The organism is Mycobacterium colombiense (genome assembly GCF_001672755.1).
Classification (GTDB): Bacteria; Actinomycetota; Actinomycetes; order Mycobacteriales; family Mycobacteriaceae; genus Mycobacterium; species Mycobacterium colombiense_C.
The window spans coordinates 67,484-85,500 of the sequence record NZ_LZKI01000119.1 but is presented as its reverse complement, the minus strand read 5'-3'; the positions used below and the strand labels follow the sequence as shown (position 1 = coordinate 85,500).

Genomic DNA, 18,017 nt, shown 5'->3' with positions numbered 1-18,017 from the left:
CCCTCGGCGCTAGCTGGTGACCGGATACCGGCGGTCGAGTTGCAGATTTAGTTGCAGCACATTGACGCACGGTTCACCGAAAAAGCCGAGACCGCGGCCGCTGCTGTTCTGCGCGACCACTTCACGTATCTGATCTGGGCTGACGTGGCGCACTTTGGCCACTCGTGCCACCTGAATGTCGGCGTAGGCGGGGGAGATGTTCGGGTCCAGGCCGCTGCCGCTGGCGGTCACCGCGTCGGCGGGTACGGCCGGGTCGGCCGGTGCGGCACCGCGGATGGGGACGGTCTGTCCGATCGAGTAGTCCTCGCCGTACTTGGCGCATTCGACGCGCACACCTTCGTAGAGGCTGAGGAACGGCATTGTGGTCGAGCCGCACGGCTCGTTGACGCTGACCACCCGGGTGGGGTGGACGACGTTGCCCCGTGCGTCGCGAGCGCCGATCACCGACAGCACCGCGCCGACACCGCCGCCGGTGCAGAATGGCCGCGACCCGTCGACTCCCTCCAGCTTGCCGACCGTGACGCTGCGTGAGCACACGGTCGTCAACAGGCTCGGCTTGAAGCCGGCGTCCGCCGCGGACTTGCCGGCCGCCAGCTGCGACGGATCGGCGAGCGTGTCGACGATGCTCTCCGGACCCAGGTTGCTGCCGCCCGTCGAGGTCGGGTCGTACCCGTCACCGGCCGCCGACGGGCGGCTCTGGAAGTACTGCGGCAGCGCGTTGCCGTCCTTGTCGGTGAATGCCTGGCCGATCAGCCTGCTGCCCACCGGCTTGCCGTGCGCGGTCAGGATCGACCCTTCGGCCTGGTCGCGCAACCCGGGAAACTGCGCGACCAGCCAGATGAACAGGGGATAGGCAAGACCGGTGATGACGGTCAGCACCAGCAGGGTGCGCAGTGCCGCCCAATGCAGGCGAGCGAAGTTCGAAAACGACATGTCAGGACATCCCTGGAATGAATTGGACGACGAGATCGATCAACTTGATTCCGATGAACGGGGCGACGATGCCGCCGAGGCCATAGACATAGAGGTTGCGGCTCAACAACTTTGACGCGCTGCTCGGTGTGTAGCGCACGCCACGCAGCGACAGTGGGATCAGCATGACGATGACGATCGCGTTGAAGATGACCGCCGACAGGATCGCCGACTGCGGGCTGTGCAGCCGCATCACGTTGATCAGGTCCAGGCCGGGGAACAGTGCGACGAACATCGCCGGGATGATCGCGAAGTACTTGGCGATGTCATTGGCGATCGAAAAGGTGGTCAGCGCGCCGCGGGTGATCAGCAACTGCTTGCCGATCTCGACGATCTCGATGAGCTTGGTGGGATCGGAGTCGAGGTCGACCATGTTGCCCGCCTCTTTGGCGGCCGACGTGCCGGTGTTCATCGCCACGCCCACATCGGCTTGGGCCAGGGCCGGTGCGTCATTGGTGCCGTCGCCGGTCATCGCGACCAGCTTGCCGCCTTCTTGTTCGCGCTTGATCAGCGTGAGCTTGTCCTCGGGCGTGGCCTCGGCCAAGAAATCGTCGACACCTGCCTCGTCGGCAATCGCCTTGGCGGTCAACGGGTTATCGCCGGTGATCATCACCGTTCTGATGCCCATCCGGCGCATCTCGTCGAAGCGCTCGCGCATGCCCTGCTTGACGACGTCCTTGAGGTGGATGACACCGAGCACCGTCGCCTTGCCATCGACACTCTCCCCGACGACCAAGGGGGTCCCGCCTCCGGCGGAGACGCCGTCGACGATCTCGCCGAGCTGATGCGGCACCGTGCCGCCGTGGGCGCGTACCCATTCCGCGACCGAACTCGCCGCACCCTTGCGCAGTCGGTGCCCGTCGAGGTCGACACCGGACATGCGCGTTGCGGCCGAGAACTCCACCCAGTGCGCCTGAGCGAGCTCGCCGGGCGTGCGTGCGCGCAGCCCGAAGTGCCGCTTTGCGAACACGACAACCGAACGGCCCTCGGGTGTTTCGTCGGCGAGGCTGGACAACTGCGCGGCATCGGCCAGCTGTTCATTCGTTATCCCGGTGAGCGGGATGAACGCGGCGGCCTGACGGTTGCCCAGCGTGATGGTGCCGGTCTTGTCCAGCAGTAGGGTGTTCACGTCGCCGGCGGCTTCCACCGCCCGGCCCGACATCGCCAGCACATTGCGTTGCACCAAGCGGTCCATGCCCGCGATGCCGATTGCCGACAGCAGCGCGCCGATCGTCGTCGGAATCAGGCAGACCAGCAGTGACACCATCACGATTCCGGTGACACCGCTTGCGCCCAGCGCCTGGCTATCCGGGACACCCGGATTGTTGACCTTGGAGTAGATCGCCAGCGGCTGCAGCGTCGCGACGGCGAACACGAAAATGATCGTCAACGCGGCCAACAGGATGTTCAGCGCGATCTCGTTGGGGGTTTTCTGCCGGTTGGCGCCCTCGACGAGCGCGATCATCCGGTCGATGAAACTTTCGCCGGGCTTCTGGGTGACCTTCACGACGATGCGGTCGCTGAGCACGGTGGTCCCGCCGGTGACCGCCGAACGGTCGCCGCCGGACTCGCGAATCACCGGCGCCGACTCGCCGGTGATGGCCGATTCGTCCACGGAGGCAATGCCTTCCACGACGTCACCGTCACCCGGGATCACCTGCCCCGCCTCGACCACGACGATGTCGCCCTGCAGCAGCTGTGGCGCCGCGACCGCTTCCTCGACCCCGGGGGTGCCGGGTGCCCAGTCTTTGAGTCGCCGGGCCATGGTCTGGGTCTTGGCCCGGCGCAGCGTTTCGGCCTGGGCCTTGCCCCGGCCTTCGGCCACCGCCTCGGCGAGGTTGGCGAACAGCACGGTCAGCCAGAGCCAGACCACCGTCAGCCAGGCGAACCACGTCGGGTTGATGATCGCCAACACGGTGCTCCAGGCGGCACCGATTTCGACGATGAACATCACCGGGTTGCGCCACAGGGTGCGTGGGTCGAGTTTGCGTAGCGCATCCGGTGTCGACTTCCACAGCATCTTCGGATCGAGCAGGCCGCCCTGCACACGCTTTTTGCCTGTTGGCGTTGTTGGCGGTTGCGTCTGCTCGGCCGGTTGGATCGCGGTCGCGGTCATCAGTGGATTCCTTCGGCGAGAGGCCCGAGCGCGAGCATGGGCAAGAACGTGAGGGCGACGACAATCAACGTGACGCCGGCGACCATGCCGACGAACTGTGGCCGATGGGTCGGCAGGGTGCCCGCCGATTCCGGCGTGTGGCCTTGCCTGGCCAATGAGCCGGCCAGGGCGAGCACGAGCACGATGGGCAGGAATCTGCCGAATGCCATGGCCAGGCCGAGAGCGGTGTTGTACCAGTTGGTGTTCGCGCTCAGCCCGGCGAACGCCGACCCGTTGTTGTTGGCCGCCGAGGTGAACGCGTAGAGGATCTCCGACAGACCGTGCGGGCCGCTGTTGGCCATGCCGGCGCGTTCGCCCGGCAGCGCCATCGCGACGGCGGTACCGGTCAGCACGATCAACGGTGTGACCAGGAAATAGCTTGCGGCAAGCTTGATCTCGCGCGGATTGATCTTCTTGCCGAGGTATTCCGGGGTACGCCCGACCATCAAACCCGCGACGAAGACGGTGATCACGGCAAGCACGAGCATGCCGTACAGGCCGGAGCCGGTGCCGCCCGGTGCGACCTCGCCGAGCTGCATGTTGAACATTGCGACCATGCCGCCCAGGCTGGTTAGAGAGTCGTGGGCCGAGTCGACGGCGCCGGTCGAGGTGAGCGTCGTCGAGTCGGCGAACACAGCTGAGTTCGCGATGCCGAATCGCTGCTCGACGCCTTCCATCGCCGAACCGACCGAGGTCGGAACCGTGCCGTGATGCTGCAACTGGAACCACAGCATGAATGTCACGCTGGTGGCATACAGCGTCGCCATGACCCCGGCGATCGCGAAGCCCTGCTTGGTACTTCCCACCATGCGCCCGAAGGTGCGCGGCAGCGAGAAGCTGATCACCAGCAACAGGAAGATTTCCAGCCAGTTCGTCCACGCGGTCGGGTTCTCGAAGGAGTGTGCGGAGTTCGCGTTGTAGAAGCCACCGCCGTTGGTGCCGAGCTCCTTGATGACCTCCTGGCTGGCCACTGGGCCGCCGGTGATGGTCTGCTGGGTGCCGTTGAGGGTGGTCGCGATCTGGTCGTGCAGGTGGAAGTTCTGGATCGCTCCGCCGGCCACCAGCAGGATCGCGCCGATGATCGCGATGGGCAGCAGGATGCGCAACGTCCCGCGCACCAGGTCCACCCAGAAGTTGCCCAGCTCCCCGGTACGCCTGCGGGCGAACCCGCGCACCAGCGCCACCGCCACCGCCATGCCGACGGCGGCCGAAACGAAATTCTGTACCGCCAGCCCGGCCATCTGGACCAGATGGCCCTGGGTTGTCTCACCCGAATAGGCCTGCCAGTTGGTGTTGGTGACGAAGCTGACCGCGGTGTTCCAGGCCAGCGAGGGTGTCATCTTGGTGGCGGGGTCGTGCAGGTGCAATGGCAGCTTGTCCTGCACGAGCTGGAACACGAACAGGAACAGGATGCTGATCGACGAGAACGCCAACACGCTGCGCGCGTAGGCGCCCCACGTCTGCTCCGAGCGGGCATCGACGCCGATCAACCGATAGATCGCCCGTTCCACGAAGGAGTCTTTCTGCGACGTGTACACGCGAAACATGTAGTCGCCCAAGGGGACATGGACCACCGCCAACGCCGCGACGAGGACGGCGAGGAAAACGATCCCCGCTGTTGTTGTGCTCACTAGAACCTCTCCGGGAACAGCAGGGCACCCCCGAGATACAGGGCGATGACGATGGAAAGCACCAGACCGACGATGTTTTCGTAGTTCACAGCCGCTCGACCAGCTTCTGCGCGAGGCCGAGCACGGCGAAGATCGCCACCGTAGCCACGACGTACACCAACACGCCCATCTTGTCTCCGTTCCGCGCCAATCACAGTGCATACGAAAGCGACCTCGGTGAGCCAGCCACAGGACGGGGTGATCGCAAGCGCGGCCGGAGCCGGGCGCCGCGGGTCACCACCATCAAACGACGGTCTCGCCAGCCAAGATCAGCTCGAAATTATCGGGACCTCATCCGCCGGAACGTTCGATTGACGGTTTCCTAACGGGCGCACACTGCACATTTACGGTTTCTTAACGCCCCCGGGCGGGCCGCATCGCGCGTCGCCTTACCGTCGCCTCCGGCGACCAGGCGGAAGAGACGGTACAACCGTTAATTACCTTCTGCAGCAATGTTATTCGTGACCAGCGTGGTGACACCGCCGGTGAGTCAACGTGGTGGTTCGTCGGCGCTCGAGATCAACGGCAGCCGCACCCGGAACACCGTGCTGCTCTCGTTGGATTCGGCGGTGACCGAACCATGATGGGCCTTGACGATCGAGCTGACGATGGCCAGACCCAGCCCATTGCCCGTGCCGTTGGATCTCGACTTGTCGGCCCGAACGAACCGTTCGAACAACTTGGGCAACAGTTCCGCGTCGATTCCCGGACCGTCGTCGGTGACGGTCAGTTCCGCGTAGGGCGCGTCGGGACCGTCACGGCGGCAGGTGATTCCGGTCGTCACCGTGACCCCCGGCGGGGTGTGCACGCGGGCGTTGCTGAGCAGATTGCTGACCAGTTGATGTAGCCGGGCGTTGTCGCCGCGCACCCATACCGGCTCGTCGGGCAGATCTTTGACCCAGTGATGCGTCGACGCTCCCACGGTCGCGTCATTCACCGCATTGCTGACCACCTCGGCCAGGTCGACGTCCTCGGACTGCAGGTCTTGCCCTTCGCCCAGGCGGGAGAGCAGCAGCAGCTCGTCGACGAGCGAAGCCATCCGTCGGGCCTCGGACTCGATTCGGGCCAACGCGTATTCGGTGGTCGGCGGGAGCGCCGAACTGTCCTGACGGGTGAGTTCCGCGTAGCCCTGAATGGCCGCGAGCGGTGTGCGCAATTCGTGGCTGGCGTCGGTGATGAACTGGCGCTGCCGTAGATCCGAGTCGACCCGATGCGCCAGCGCGCTGTCGACGTTGTCCAGCAAGCGGTTCAGCGTATGCCCGACGATCCCGACCTCGTTTTGCGGATTGGTGTCTTGCGGTGGCACCCGGACGCTGATCCGGTGGTCGTCGTCGGTGAGCGGCAGAGCGGCGACACCGGCCGCGATCGACGCCAGCCGGCGCAGCGGACGAAGTGTGTAACCGACCACCCACACGGTGAGTCCGGCGGTGATCACCAACGCCGCCCCGGTGAGCACTATGGTGGTGAGCTGCTTGCGGGCGATGATCCGGTCGGCGAGGTTCTGCGACACCCCGACCACCAGGACGTCGGACCCGGCGACGGTGCTCTCGACGCGGTGAGGCCCCAGCCTGCCGAGGATTTCGGTGCGTGGCGGCCCGTCACTCCACGTCTGCGCTTGCAGGTCGCGGACGACGTCGGCCGGCGCGGGCTTGGGTTCGTCTTCGGAGAAAACCGCCGACCCGATCACGGTGCCGTTGTGCAGCACGGCGATCAGGTTTCCCGGCGTCTGCCCGGTGAACTCGAGCATCGCCTGTGCGATCGGCGGGGTGCCGGGGCGTGGCGAAACATGTTCGCCATTGCGATATTTGGTGTACTGGTGGCTCAACGCGTCCAGGGACTCGGCGACATCGGCATCGCTCATGGCGTTGACATAGCCGCGCAGGCTCAGCACCGAGACGATCCCCACCGTCACCAGCACAACGCTGACCACAGCCAGCACACCCAACAGCAGTTGGCGGCGTAGCGAATGGGGGAACCAGCGCGGAAAGCCCCCGGATGTGGTGTCCAGGTCTCGGGTCATTCCGCAGGCCGCAGCATGTACCCCACACCGCGGACGGTATGAATCATCGGTTCCCGGCCCGAGTCGATCTTCTTTCTCAGATAGGAGATGTAGAGATCCACGATGCTGGTGCGGCCGGCGAAGTCGTAATTCCAGACGCGGTCCAGGATCTCGGTGCGGCTCAGCGCACGGCGGGGATTGCGCATGAGAAAGCGCAGCAATTCGAATTCGGTGGAGGACAGCGATATCGGGTCGCCATCGCGGGTGACTTCCCGGCTGGCGCTGTCGACCTTGAGGTCGCCGACCTTGAGGGTTTCGGCCGTCGGCGTGGGCTGCTGGCCGGAGCGGCGGAGCAACCCACGCAGCCGCGCGACCAGTTCCTCGAGGCTGAACGGCTTGGTCATGTAGTCGTCGGCGCCCGCGGTCAGGCCGGTGACGCGGTCCATCACCGAGTCGCGCGCGGTGAGGAAGAGCGTGGGGGTGTAGGCGTCGGATTGGCGGACGCGTTCCAGGATCCGCAATCCGTCCACGTCGGGAAGCATGATGTCGAGGACGAGCACGTCGGGACTGACGCGATCGAATTTGGCCATGGCCTCGCGCCCGTTGTGGGCGATCTCGACAACCCAGCCTTCGTAGTGCAGCGCCATCTTCACCAGATTGGTCAGCGCCGGCTCGTCGTCGACCAGCAAAACCCTGATGGGTGACCCGTCGGCACGGTAGATCCTGGGCAGCTGCCCCAGGATGGCTTGGCGTGGGCGCTGCGCGGCTGAGTATCCCGACATTGCGCTCATGCTCCTACATTCTGGCAAGCCACACACAGGACTGTCACGGAGTTCATAGAATTCTCAAATGTAGGCCTGTTCGCCGGATCACATCCGGTGCGGCTCAAATATGTGTTCTCTATGTCCCGCGTGTGTCGCCTTGAGATGAATCGGCCTTCGAAAAATACTGGAATGCAGAGTCGTTGGTTTGACGGATGCGATCAGGTACATGGTCGCAGTCACCAAACCAACGGTGCCAGAATCGATTTCATCTAAATCTCAAGCGCTGCGGAGCAGCGAATGTCGTCGATTGTCTAAAACATGCGCACGACGGCAGAGGACGACGGTGTCCCGAGCATCATCACTTTCAAGTCACATCCTGTTACGAATAGTGGTTCATTGACCTGTTTTTCGTGGCGCAGCCCGGCTGCGCGAATTCCCAGACATCGAGCGCGGAGCCGTCCCGGGTCGGCGGCGATGCCCCGACGTGCCCAACGGTGGCCATCGCGGATACGGCGCGTCGCTTCACCGAAGGCATCGCGCTCCGGGCCGCCCAACAAACGACCCGTGCAGCCAAAGGTTCGGCCTTACCCGCCGGCGCCGCACCGGCGGCGCACCGCGCGGGACCGCACGGGCTGCCGGGCGTCATGAGGCGGCTGCGTCGCGGTGGGCCTGCGTCGTTCGTCACATGCGGCCGGCCCAGCAAACTTTTCTAGGATTAAGGAAGACAATGGATTTCGGCGCGTTGCCTCCGGAAGTCAACTCTGGGCGGATGTATCTGGGGCCGGGCCCCGCAACGCTACTGGCCGCCGCGGCGGCCTGGGACGCATTGGCCGCTGAGCTGAGCGCCGCCGCCGGCGGATACGAATCGGTGATCACCACCCTGACCAACGATTGGCTGGGCCCGACGTCGATGTCGATGGCGGCCGCCGTCGCGCCCTACGTGTTGTGGCTGCGGGCAACCGCCGAGCAGTGCGAGCAGTCGGGCATGCAGGCCGCGGCCGCCACGGCCGCGTACGAAACCGCGTACGCGATGACGGTGCCACCGCCGCTCATCGCGGCCAACCGCGCTGCGCTGATGGCCTTGATCGCGACCAACTTCGTCGGGCAGAACACCCCCGCCATCATGGCCACCGAGGCGCAGTACGGCGAGATGTGGGCCCAGGACGCCGCCGCGATGTACAGCTACGCGGCCAGTTCGGCAACCGCCTCGACCTTCAGCGCGTTCCCGCCACCACCACAGACGACGAATCCCGGCGGCGTGACCGGTCAGGCCGGTGCGGTCGCCCACGCGACCGCGGTGCAGGCGGGCGGGCACGCCCAGACGGCCTCGGCGCACGCGATGTCCTCGGTGCCCCAGGCGCTGCAGAACCTGTCCACCCCGGGTTCGTCGACGGGCGCGGGGCTGTCGCCGGCCGCGATGGGCACCGGGGCGTCGCTGGGGTCGTCCGGGGCCTCCGCCCCGGTCAGCGCGCTATCGAGTTTGTCGGGCACCGGTAAAGGTGCCACCAAGGGCGCGAGCACCGGGCTGGGGGCCGTGCAGGGCGTCAGCTCCGCGCTCGGCGGTGCCGCGGGGTCCGGGGAGGCGGCCGGCCTGGCGTCGGATGCGATCGGGCTGGGTTCCGATTTTGCCGGCCTGGGCGCCGACGGTGCCGGGTTGGGCGGCGACGGCGCCGGAGTCGCGATGGACGTGTACGGCTTGGGGCTCGACATGGAGGGGGCGGGTTCGATCATCGGCGCCGAAGGGGGCGCGGCCCCGGGCTTGGGAAGCCTGGGTGACATGGGCGCGCTGGGAAGCCTTGGGCCGGTGGGCGGACTCGGCGCAACCACGTCGGCGAGTGTGGGGCAAGCGTCGTCGCTCGGCACTCTGTCGGTGCCGCCGACGTGGGCCGAGACGGTTTCGTCCGTCGCGCCGCTGCCGGCTTTCGACGCCGCCGCACCCGGGACGGTGGGGGCGGTGTCATCGCCGGCCACCGGCACGGGCATCTCCAAGCTGCCGCTAGGCGCGATGGTCGGACGCGAGTCCGACGGTGGCGCACATCGAATCGGTCTGCGCCCGTCGCTGTTTCCGCGTTCGCCGGTGGCCGGATAGCCGGCGCCCGGCGATCAATCGGGCTTGCGCCGTTGCGGCACAAGCCCGTTCACATACCGAAAAACGGGGCCGCACACCAAGTGGTGTGCGGCCCCGGTGTCGGAGGCGTCAGGCCCAGGAGGACCCAACGGCGCTGTCGGTGCTGGCCATGTTGCTGCCCGCGGACTGAACCTTCTGTCCGTGAGAGTTGGCCTGCTCGTAGATGACCTGGAAGTTGCGACCCAACTGGGTGATGAACTCCTGGCATGCCACCGAACCCGCACCGCCCCAGAAGTCGCCGGCAGCAAGCACATCGCGAACGATGGCCTGGTGCTCTTGCTCCAAGGATGCGGCCTGGGCGCGGATCAACGCACCGTGGGCGTCTACATCGCCGAACTGGTAATTGATGCTCATTTGTTTGGCTCCTTAAAAGTGTTGAGCGACAGCCGCTTTGACTGCTAGCTGCCGAGGATCTGCTGCGAGGCCTGCTCTTGCTGCTCGTAGTTGTTCGCGTCGCGAATCAGTCCGTCACGCACCCCGTGGAGCATGTTGACGATGTTGCGGAAGGCCTGGTTGACCTGTCCCATGGTGTCGTACGAGGTGGCCTGGGCCTGACCGCTCCAGCCGGAGCCGGCGATGTTCATCGACGACGCCCACATCTTGCGAGCCTCGTCCTCAACGGTCTGGGCGTGCACCTCGAAGCGGCCCGCCATCGCCCGCATCTCGTGCGGGTCGGTCATAAAACGTGTTGCCATGTCGGCTGTCTCCTATCGTGAAGCTTCAGTTCGCCGAAGTCTTAACAGTTGTAATTGATGTGGTGGTGGCCGCGTTGCAAATAGACTACGGCCTACCGGTTAATTGCTCGCCTCAAATGGGTGACATGTACCCCCTTCTTCCCATATCAGCGGACCCTCTCAGACGACAACCTGTTTGGGCATGACGATCGGCTTGAAGCCGTACCGCGGGCCGTTGCCGTAGGCGCCGGCTGCCTTTGCTGCCCCCGCCATGCCGGGCATGCCGGGCATCGCGGTGACGGGTTCGGCGGCCTCCGAGGCGACGGTCCAGCCCGACCCCTCGAGCGGGGCGGCCGCCGAGGCCAACTGCGTCGCGGGTGCGGCCGCAGACCACGTGGACGGCACCGACAAACGGCCGACCGTGGATGCCTGTCCGACGGCGGCCGATGTCGCCGCGCCCAGGCCGCCCGTCGGCGCCACCGAACTCACCATGGTGCCTTCGGTGATGCCCGCGATGCCGTCGGGCGCCACGTCGCCGACCGCAATGGCCGGCACGGCACCCAGGGTGTGGCCCAGCGATACAGCCGTCGGAATCGCGTTCATGGTGAACCAGGCCCCGGTGTTGACGGCGCCGTTGATGGCGTTGTACACGGCCGGCGTGCCGAGGAAGTTGTCGATCGAGTCCAGCAGATTGCTGTTGGCATCAGGCAAGGACGACAGAGCGCTCGAAATCGGCGAATCCAGGGCCTGGATCGTGCCGCTCGTCGAGTCGCCGGCAAGGGCGGCATTGTCAACGCCCGAGGCCGTCTCCGGGTTGGTGGTCGACGTCAGCGGCGTCACCGGTTGAAGGGCCGAGGACGCCGTCGACGCTGCCTGGTAGGTGGCGTACATGGTGGTGTCTTGAACCCACATTTCGGCGTACTGCGCCTCGGTGGCTGCGATGGCGGCCGAGTTGATGCCCAGGAAGTTCGTCGCGACCAGCGTCGCCAGCTGCGTTCTGTTGGCAGCGATCGCCGCTGGGGGCACCGTCGCCGCATACGCGGCCTCGTACGCGGCCGCGGACGCAGTGGCCTGAGCGCTGGCCTGCTCGAGGGCAGCTGCAGTCTGGTTCAGATAAGCCACGATCGGCTGTGCTGCGGCCGATGCCGCGGCCGATCCGCCGCCCGTCCAGGAGCCGGTGGTCAGCGTCGACATGATCGACTCCCACTGGGTTGCCGTGCTGCTGACCTCGGCAGCCAGGTTGGCGTATGCCGTCGCAGCGGCCATCATCGGCCCGGACCCCGAGCCGGCGTACATGAGTCCCGAGATGACTTCCGGTGGTGAACCTTCGAGCATTTCTGTCTCCCGTTCCTTTGTCAGTTGGAATTTCGCGGTGCGTTGAGTGGCAGTGATTGCGTCGGCTGGCTAGACGGCCGTCGGCTTCGGCATGACGATCGGCTTGACGCCGTAGCGCGGCGCACCGAAACCGGCGCTGCTGCGGCCGGCCATGCCCACCCCCGGCATGCCCGGGACAACGGTCCCGGCGCCGGCCTGGGGCGCGGCGGCGGTCCATCCCGCCGTTTGGATCGCGCTGACGGGTGTGACGACCGGGGCGGACGTGCCGGCCCAGCTCGGCGGCACCGCCATATTGCTGACCATGGTCGCCGAACCCATCGAGGCCACAGGCACCGCGCCCACGCCCACCATGCCGCCGCCCGCGGCGCCAACGGCGCCGGCCCCGGGCGACGCGGCGATGTCCGCTGCCAATCCGGCGCCGGCGGCATCACCGGAAGTGTCGAGCAGACCACCACCGGCCATTCCCAGCAGGTCGGACGCGGCGGATGCCCAGTTGCCGCCGCCGATGTTCAAGATGTTGGCACCGTTGCTCGAGAGGCCGAAGATCCCGCCGAACATGTTCGGGTTGGTGTTGTTGCCGGTGCTGCCGAGCAGGTATGCGAGCAGGTCGAGGGGAGTGCCCGACGAGCTGCTCGAGCTCGAGGAGGTCACATTCGACAGCACGGCCTGGCTCGCGTTGACGGCCTCGGTGTCGCCGTAGGCGTTGGAGCTGACTCCCAACGTGCTCGCATATTGGTGCAGCTGGGTCTGGGCCTGGGCGGCGACCGTCTGGTACTGGGTGCCGTACGCCGAGAAGAGTGCTGCCTGCTGGATCGATACCGGGTCGGAGGCGGCGGGCGAGACGACGGTGGTCGCAGACGCGGCGCCCGCGTTCTGTGCTTCCAGATTGCCGTTGACTGACGTCAACTGCCCCTGGGCGGCGAGCAAATCTGCAAGCAGTGTCTTTACGAACGACATCTATTGCTCCTTGGGTTCTAAAAATGCCGATCCCCATGCGGTGAGTCGGCCTGTGTATTCACGTCACGTCCCCTGCGTTGGGGAAAGGCTAGCTATCCACCGCCTCCACATTCCCGTCGAAAAGGCGCACGTGATAGCCGTTTACGGCTTCTTAACGGAGAGTGTCATAGTTTTAACAAGCCCTTGCTGGCTGATACCGCGACGTCATCTGAAGTCGGGTGGCGCAAGAGGGAAACGCGCGTGATGCGCGGATACTAGTGGACGCCATCCCACACCGCATGTTAGACGTCTGGCTAATATCGAGACCTGTGGCCGCGCCGTTCGAGTGGGCCGACGCGCCAGGCTCCGACAGCCCGCGCGGCGCAGGGGGACGGAATCAAATCCTGCAGTGCCGGTTGAAGTTCGACCGCCGCACGGGGTCATTGCCGCGCTCAATCGACCCGAGTTGCGGTTCCGGCGGCGCTCGGCTTTGGCCGGGTGTCGCGCAAACTGGGCTGAGCTTCCGGTCGGTTCCCTGAACGGCGGCCCGTGGCGCGTGCTGTGGCGTAAACCACGGGCATGTTCATCGCGGACCGCCGGCTTTGCTCCCGCGATTAGGTGGCACTATTCCCGGCGTTAGGTGGCAAACCCGCGAGCGGCCGCGAGCGTTAGGGGATCTTGCTTCGGAATTCCGGGCAGTATGCGGCCGTCGCGGCGCCGACGATGGTGCCGCTGCCGTTGTTGCTGAGCCCGAGGGTCTTCTGCACGTCGCCGACCGTCTGGGCCAGCGTGTCGCCGCCCGCCCAGTCCTGGCAAACCGCGTGCCCGACGTTGATCATCGCCTGCTCGGAGCCGTTCGGCCAGCCGATCCCATGCTGCTGGAGGGTGTGCAGGTACTGGTCATCCGCCGGGTCGGCGCTCGCCATCGGCGCGACGGCGATGCTGATCAAACCGGCCACCGCGACAGCCACCGGACCGACCAACCGTGCCGCGTTCTTCACTCGTCGACTCCTCCGTGGCGATGCCTGCGTGCAGAAGCCGAATCATAATTGTCTTCGGCAATTCTGTCTCGATGGCTCACCAGCGGTTTCACGCCGCGCAGACAACGAAGGAGCTTGTGCCGAAGTGACCGAGGATCCGCGCGGTGACGGGGTCTCCCGCCAATACGATCGGTGGGAATATCCGCCCCCGGTGGCCGACCTCGCGGCGTGGAGCGAAACGCACTGGGACTGGTTCGATCCGTTCTGGGCCCACCGGTTGTTGTGGCCGGACCGCGAATACCAACCGGACCTCGACATCCTCATCGCAGGTTGCGGCACTTTTCAGGCCGCTCTTTTCGCCTTCAAAAACCCCGGCGCCACGGTGGTGGGCATCGACGTCAGCCAGAATGCCCTGAACCATCAGGAGCAGCTGAAAGACAAGCACGGGCTAAAGAATTTGGAGCTGCGGCTGCTGCCGATCGAAGAGGTCTCGGCGCTGGGGCGCAACTTCGACCTCATCGTCTCCAGCGGCGTCCTGCACCACCTGGCGGATCCACTCGCCGGGCTGACGGCGCTGGGCCAGTGCCTGCGCAGGGATGGGGCCCTGGCCGTCATGCTCTACGCGAAGTACGGCCGCATCGGCGTCGAAATGCTCGAATCGGTGTTTCGCGACCTTAAGCTGTCGCAAGACGAAAGGTCGGTGCAACTGGTCAAAGAGGCGGTCGCGGTGCTGCCCGCCGAACACCCGGCGCACAGCTACTTGAAAGCGGCGCGCGACCTCGTCTCCGACGGCGCCCTGGTCGACACGTTCCTGCACAGTCGCGCGCGAAGCTACACTGTGGCGGAATGCCTGGACCTGGTCGCCGCGGCTGGACTCGCTTTCCAGGGCTGGTTTCACAAGTCGCCGTATTACCCGCACGACATGCTCGCGCCGGTGAGCGAATTCCAATCGGCTTTGAACCGATTGCCCGACGCCCAACTGTGGTCAGTGATGGAACGCCTCCAGCCGGCCAACGCCACCCATTTCTTCCTGGCCTGCCGCCCGGAACGCCCCTCGGAGCAGTACTCGATCGATTTCGCGTCACCGGCGTCACTCGATTACATCCCGCTACTGCGCACGTCATGCCTGCTGTTCGGCGACGAGATCCATTGGCCGGGTGGGAAGCAGAAGCTCAATCCGGCCCAGCTTCCGTTCGTGCAGCACGTCGACGGCCGCCGCACCATCGCGGAGATCATCGAATGTGTGGCACACGCCGGGAACGTCGCCGACGCGCATAGGGACCTGCTGCAGGATTTCGGGCACAAGCTGTTCCAAGGACTTTGGCGCCTGGACTTTCTGGCCATGGCGCTGCACGCCGACCCCACCGGGTAGCTTGCCCACCGTCGGCTACATTCGCGACCGGGCCCCCATAGCCCAATTGGCAGAGGCAGCGGACTTAAAATCCGCCAAGTGTCGGTTCGAGTCCGACTGGGGGCACTGCACTTCGCTGCCGGTTGCCGCCATCGTGCACGCGGACCAACAGTTTGGGCCTGCCGCCGACCGGCCCGCAAATCGTCATCCATACACTGACCCAGCATGGGCATGCTGTTCGGCCTCGCGCCGTGGATCGTGTATTGGGTACTCGTCGGTAACGTTCCGTTCCCCGCGGCCGTGCTGGTCGCATTGGCGATCGCCGCCGCCAGCCTGGGCGTGGGGGGCGCGGCGGGCAGGAAGTGGCAGTTCTTCGATTTTGCTTCCGTCGCAGTGCTTTTGGGTCTCGCCGTGCTGGCCTTCACGCTCGGCGATTCGTTCCTCGAGCGGTGGATACTGCCGCTGAGCAACGCCGGGATCTTTCTGGTGACGCTGATCGGGATGCTGGTCGGCAAGCCCTTCGTGGCCGAGTTCGCCGCGGCGGAACAAGCCGCCGACGTCGTCAAAACCGAGCTGTTCGGCCGGATCGTCAAGATCCTGAGCTGGCTGTGGATCGCGACATTCGCGGGGATGACCGTGTCATCGGTGATCCCGTCGATCCTGGAAGGTCCCGCCGGGCCCGCCGGGACCACCGCCGCCCTGATGCTGGACACGAAGACCCCGCTGTCGTTTCTCTGCTACTGGATCATTCCCTTCGGGCTGCTGGGGCTCACGGCCGTCGCGTCGCGACTGCTGCCCGACCGGATGCTGGTCGGCATCGACGACGTCGCGCGGGAAACCTCGTTCGTCGCCTACGACGAAGCCACCATCGACGAGCTCTACTTTCTGGCCCAGGAACACGCCAACCGCGAGGTCGGCCCCGGCAAGGAAGCGTACGCCGTCAAGGTCGGCGGGATGGGAACTCCGTTGACCGGAGACGAGTCCCGCAAGTCGTGGCCCTCGACCTACAAGGTGCGCGACAAGCGGCACTGAGCCCGCAGCGCGATTGGGCTACGTTGGTTCTCGGCGGAGCGGCCCCGAAACCTGCCGCAGCGCTCCGCATCCGGGTGGTCACAACGGAAATGCCCACCGGAGCGGAGAAAAGGAGTCGTGATGAACGCACCCAGCGCAGACGCCATCCGCGCAGAGACCATCACCATCACCGGCCACGGCGGCGACGAGATCGAGGCCTACCAGGCCGTGCCGCTCGCGCAGGCCTCGCGCGGCGGCGTCGTCTGGATCCACCACATGCCCGGGTACGACCGGGAGACCAAGGAGTTCGTCCGCCGGCTCGCCGTCAGCGGCTACAACGCCGTCGCGCCGAACCTGTACTCACGCGAAGCCCCGGGCGCCGCGCCCGATGACGCGGCCGCCGCGGCGCGCGCCGCCGGCGGGGTGCCCGACGAACGATTGGTCGGCGACGTCGCGGGCGCGGTAGAGCACCTGCGCACGTTGGACGGTGCCAACGGCAAGTTCGGTGTCATCGGGCACTGCTCGGGCGGACGGCACGCCTACCTGGCGGCGTGCTCGCTGCCGTTCGACGCGGCGGTGGACTGCTATGGCGCCTTCATCGTCGAGGATCCGCCGGAGGGCATGCCCAAGGCCATGAAGCCGATTCTGGACCTGGCCCCCCACCTCAGCTGTCCGCTGCTGGGCCTGTTCGGACGCGACGACCGATTCCCGGCGCCCGCCGCGGTGGCCACTTTGGACGCCGAGCTCGACAAGCTGAACAAGCCGCACGAGTTCCACTCCTACGAGGGCGCGGGCCATTCGTTCTTCTCCGTCGACCGGCCGGCGTATCGGCCGGAGGCCGCGGTGAAAGGCTGGCAGCGCATCGACGAGTTCTTCGCCACCTACCTGAAAGGCTAGGCATCTCCCATGTGCACCTACCTCACCGAACATGTCGAGATCGACGGCAGCGGCAAGGGCGCGACGGGATGGTTCGGCGCCAACCGCGCGACGGTGTATGTCGACCATCCCGTCCACGCGCCCTACGGCCACACCGTCAACATCGACGTGATCAACCCGCAGCTCGGCCCGTCGGCCCGGGTGGCCCTGGAACTGACCGAGGAGAGCGCGCTCGCGCTGGCCGAGGCCATCCACAAGGCCATCGGTCACGCCCCGGCCGGACTGGCCTCCAAGGACCAGTAGGTCAGCGATGACTGCCGAAACGGGCTACCCGCAGATGGCCGCCGCGCGCGGCAGGATCGAACCCGCCCCGCGGCGGATCCGTGGTTATCTCGGCGACGCGCTGGTCTTTGACACCACCGCCGCCCGGTACGTGTGGGAAGTCCCGTACTACCCGCAGTACTACATCCCGCTCGACGATGTCCGTTCCGAGTTCCTGCACGACGAAAACCACGCCCAGAAGGTGCAATTCGGCGCGTCGCGGTTGTACTCCCTGGTGGTCGCCGGCCAGACGTACGAGTCCGCCGCACGGGTATTCGACGCCGACGGGGACGGCCCGCTGGCCGGAACCGTGCGCTTCGAGTGGAATCCGTTGCGCTGGTTCGAAGAAGACGAGCCGATCTACGGCCACCCGCGCAATCCGTATTCGCGGGTCGACGCCCTGCGCTCGCACCGGCATGTGCGCGTCGAGCTGGACGGAATTGTCTTGGCCGACACCGCAACTCCCGTGTTGCTGTTCGAAACAGGTTTGCCGACAAGGTATTACATCGATCCGACCGATGTCGCCTTCGAGCACCTGGAACCCAGCCCCACGCAGACGTTGTGCCCGTACAAGGGGACAACGTCGGGTTATTGGTCGGTGCGCGTGGGTGACGCCGTGCACGAGGACCTGGCATGGACATACCACTATCCGCTTCCGGCGGTCGGTCAGATTGCCGGTCTAATCGCTTTCTACAACGAGAAACTCGACATCAGCGTCGACGGGGTCAGGTTGGCGCGACCGCAGACGCAGTTCAGCTAGCCGCGGAGCAATCCGAAATAAATTCTTAAAATCGTGCTCATACAGACGAAACATTGCCATTCGACGCTTTCACCCGTCTACGGCG

The 18,017-nt window shown here is 65.9% G+C and carries 18 protein-coding genes and 1 tRNA gene; 7 read left to right on the top strand and 12 right to left on the bottom strand.

Going from position 1 to position 18,017, the window contains the following annotated elements; all coding sequences use genetic code 11:
• Positions 1-9 precede the first annotated feature (9 nt).
• From A5708_RS16735 to A5708_RS16710, 7 genes are all read right to left on the bottom strand, one after another.
• The gene (locus A5708_RS16735) at positions 10-933 is read right to left on the bottom strand and encodes a potassium-transporting ATPase subunit C (RefSeq protein WP_065029697.1); all 924 of its coding nucleotides are present in this window, start codon (positions 931-933) and stop codon (positions 10-12) included.
• A gap of 1 nt (position 934) precedes the next feature.
• Positions 935-3,088, bottom strand: a complete 2,154-nt coding sequence (kdpB, locus tag A5708_RS16730) for a potassium-transporting ATPase subunit KdpB (protein WP_065029696.1) — start codon at positions 3,086-3,088, stop codon at positions 935-937.
• Positions 3,088-4,758 (bottom strand): potassium-transporting ATPase subunit KdpA, encoded by a 1,671-nt coding sequence (kdpA, locus tag A5708_RS16725; RefSeq protein ID WP_065029695.1) that lies wholly within the window; start codon positions 4,756-4,758, stop codon positions 3,088-3,090. The genes kdpB and kdpA overlap by 1 nt, the downstream gene beginning before the upstream one ends.
• A complete protein-coding gene (locus A5708_RS26900) occupies positions 4,758-4,847 on the bottom strand; it encodes a potassium-transporting ATPase subunit F (protein ID WP_155766044.1) in 90 nt (29 codons plus the stop codon). The genes kdpA and A5708_RS26900 overlap by 1 nt, the downstream gene beginning before the upstream one ends.
• Positions 4,844-4,927, bottom strand: coding sequence for a potassium ABC transporter ATPase (locus A5708_RS26895; protein WP_155766050.1), 84 nt, complete (start codon positions 4,925-4,927; stop codon positions 4,844-4,846). Before A5708_RS26895 ends, A5708_RS26900 begins: the two co-directional genes overlap by 4 nt.
• Positions 4,928-5,287: 360 nt before the next feature.
• Positions 5,288-6,817 carry a sensor histidine kinase gene (locus tag A5708_RS16715; RefSeq protein ID WP_065029693.1) on the bottom strand — a complete coding sequence of 510 codons (1,530 nt, stop codon included), beginning with the start codon at positions 6,815-6,817 and terminating at the stop codon, positions 5,288-5,290.
• Positions 6,814-7,587, bottom strand: a complete 774-nt coding sequence (locus A5708_RS16710) for a response regulator transcription factor (protein WP_065029692.1) — start codon at positions 7,585-7,587, stop codon at positions 6,814-6,816. Before A5708_RS16710 ends, A5708_RS16715 begins: the two co-directional genes overlap by 4 nt.
• A 700-nt stretch (positions 7,588-8,287) precedes the next feature.
• On the opposite strand from A5708_RS16710, the gene A5708_RS16705 reads away from it, so the two are divergent.
• Positions 8,288-9,649 (top strand): PPE family protein, encoded by a 1,362-nt coding sequence (locus tag A5708_RS16705; RefSeq protein WP_065029691.1) that lies wholly within the window; start codon positions 8,288-8,290, stop codon positions 9,647-9,649.
• A gap of 108 nt (positions 9,650-9,757) precedes the next feature.
• Here A5708_RS16705 and A5708_RS16700 read toward each other — a convergent pair whose 3' ends face one another.
• From A5708_RS16700 to A5708_RS16680, 5 genes are all read right to left on the bottom strand, one after another.
• Entirely contained in the window at positions 9,758-10,042 is a 285-nt protein-coding gene (locus tag A5708_RS16700; protein ID WP_065029690.1) for a WXG100 family type VII secretion target, read from the bottom strand.
• 44 nt (positions 10,043-10,086) lie between these two features.
• Entirely contained in the window at positions 10,087-10,383 is a 297-nt protein-coding gene (locus A5708_RS16695) for a WXG100 family type VII secretion target (RefSeq protein ID WP_007771418.1), read from the bottom strand.
• A gap of 159 nt (positions 10,384-10,542) precedes the next feature.
• Entirely contained in the window at positions 10,543-11,697 is a 1,155-nt protein-coding gene (locus A5708_RS16690) for a PPE family protein (protein WP_065029689.1), read from the bottom strand.
• A gap of 69 nt (positions 11,698-11,766) precedes the next feature.
• Complete coding sequence (locus tag A5708_RS16685) at positions 11,767-12,654, bottom strand: PPE family protein, SVP subgroup (RefSeq protein ID WP_065029688.1); 888 nt, start codon at positions 12,652-12,654, stop codon at positions 11,767-11,769.
• 647 nt (positions 12,655-13,301) lie between these two features.
• Positions 13,302-13,634, bottom strand: a complete 333-nt coding sequence (locus A5708_RS16680) for a DUF732 domain-containing protein (RefSeq protein ID WP_081292987.1) — start codon at positions 13,632-13,634, stop codon at positions 13,302-13,304.
• A gap of 124 nt (positions 13,635-13,758) precedes the next feature.
• On the opposite strand from A5708_RS16680, the gene A5708_RS16675 reads away from it, so the two are divergent.
• The 6 genes from A5708_RS16675 (at position 13,759) to A5708_RS16650 (ending at position 17,932) form a co-directional block, all read left to right on the top strand.
• A complete protein-coding gene (locus tag A5708_RS16675) occupies positions 13,759-14,985 on the top strand; it encodes a class I SAM-dependent methyltransferase (RefSeq protein WP_065029687.1) in 1,227 nt (408 codons plus the stop codon).
• Positions 14,986-15,016: 31 nt separating this feature from the next.
• Positions 15,017-15,090 (top strand) — tRNA-Leu (locus tag A5708_RS16670).
• A 99-nt stretch (positions 15,091-15,189) separates the two neighbouring features.
• Positions 15,190-15,996 carry a hypothetical protein gene (locus A5708_RS16665; protein WP_065029686.1) on the top strand — a complete coding sequence of 269 codons (807 nt, stop codon included), beginning with the start codon at positions 15,190-15,192 and terminating at the stop codon, positions 15,994-15,996.
• A 120-nt stretch (positions 15,997-16,116) separates the two neighbouring features.
• Positions 16,117-16,872, top strand: a complete 756-nt coding sequence (locus A5708_RS16660; protein ID WP_065029685.1) for a dienelactone hydrolase family protein — start codon at positions 16,117-16,119, stop codon at positions 16,870-16,872.
• 9 nt (positions 16,873-16,881) lie between these two features.
• Positions 16,882-17,154 (top strand): DUF6295 family protein, encoded by a 273-nt coding sequence (locus A5708_RS16655; RefSeq protein WP_065029684.1) that lies wholly within the window; start codon positions 16,882-16,884, stop codon positions 17,152-17,154.
• Between the two features lie 7 nt (positions 17,155-17,161).
• Positions 17,162-17,932, top strand: a complete 771-nt coding sequence (locus A5708_RS16650; RefSeq protein ID WP_065029683.1) for a DUF427 domain-containing protein — start codon at positions 17,162-17,164, stop codon at positions 17,930-17,932.
• The last annotated feature ends 85 nt before the right edge of the window (positions 17,933-18,017 follow it).

Bases quoted from the DNA above. Each gene is read 5' to 3' on its own strand.
- A5708_RS16735 (WP_065029697.1), bottom strand. From the start codon at position 933: ATGTCGTTTTCGAACTTCGCTCGCCTGCATTGGGCGGCACTGCGCACC.
- kdpB (WP_065029696.1), bottom strand. From the start codon at position 3,088: ATGACCGCGACCGCGATCCAACCGGCCGAGCAGACGCAACCGCCAACA.
- A5708_RS26895 (WP_155766050.1), bottom strand. From the start codon at position 4,927: ATGGGCGTGTTGGTGTACGTCGTGGCTACGGTGGCGATCTTCGCCGTG.
- A5708_RS16715 (WP_065029693.1), bottom strand. From the start codon at position 6,817: ATGACCCGAGACCTGGACACCACATCCGGGGGCTTTCCGCGCTGGTTC.
- A5708_RS16710 (WP_065029692.1), bottom strand. From the start codon at position 7,587: ATGAGCGCAATGTCGGGATACTCAGCCGCGCAGCGCCCACGCCAAGCC.
- A5708_RS16705 (WP_065029691.1), top strand. From the start codon at position 8,288: ATGGATTTCGGCGCGTTGCCTCCGGAAGTCAACTCTGGGCGGATGTAT.
- A5708_RS16700 (WP_065029690.1), bottom strand. From the start codon at position 10,042: ATGAGCATCAATTACCAGTTCGGCGATGTAGACGCCCACGGTGCGTTG.
- A5708_RS16695 (WP_007771418.1), bottom strand. From the start codon at position 10,383: ATGGCAACACGTTTTATGACCGACCCGCACGAGATGCGGGCGATGGCG.
- A5708_RS16690 (WP_065029689.1), bottom strand. From the start codon at position 11,697: ATGCTCGAAGGTTCACCACCGGAAGTCATCTCGGGACTCATGTACGCC.
- A5708_RS16685 (WP_065029688.1), bottom strand. From the start codon at position 12,654: ATGTCGTTCGTAAAGACACTGCTTGCAGATTTGCTCGCCGCCCAGGGG.
- A5708_RS16665 (WP_065029686.1), top strand. From the start codon at position 15,190: ATGGGCATGCTGTTCGGCCTCGCGCCGTGGATCGTGTATTGGGTACTC.
- A5708_RS16660 (WP_065029685.1), top strand. From the start codon at position 16,117: ATGAACGCACCCAGCGCAGACGCCATCCGCGCAGAGACCATCACCATC.
- A5708_RS16655 (WP_065029684.1), top strand. From the start codon at position 16,882: ATGTGCACCTACCTCACCGAACATGTCGAGATCGACGGCAGCGGCAAG.
- A5708_RS16650 (WP_065029683.1), top strand. From the start codon at position 17,162: ATGACTGCCGAAACGGGCTACCCGCAGATGGCCGCCGCGCGCGGCAGG.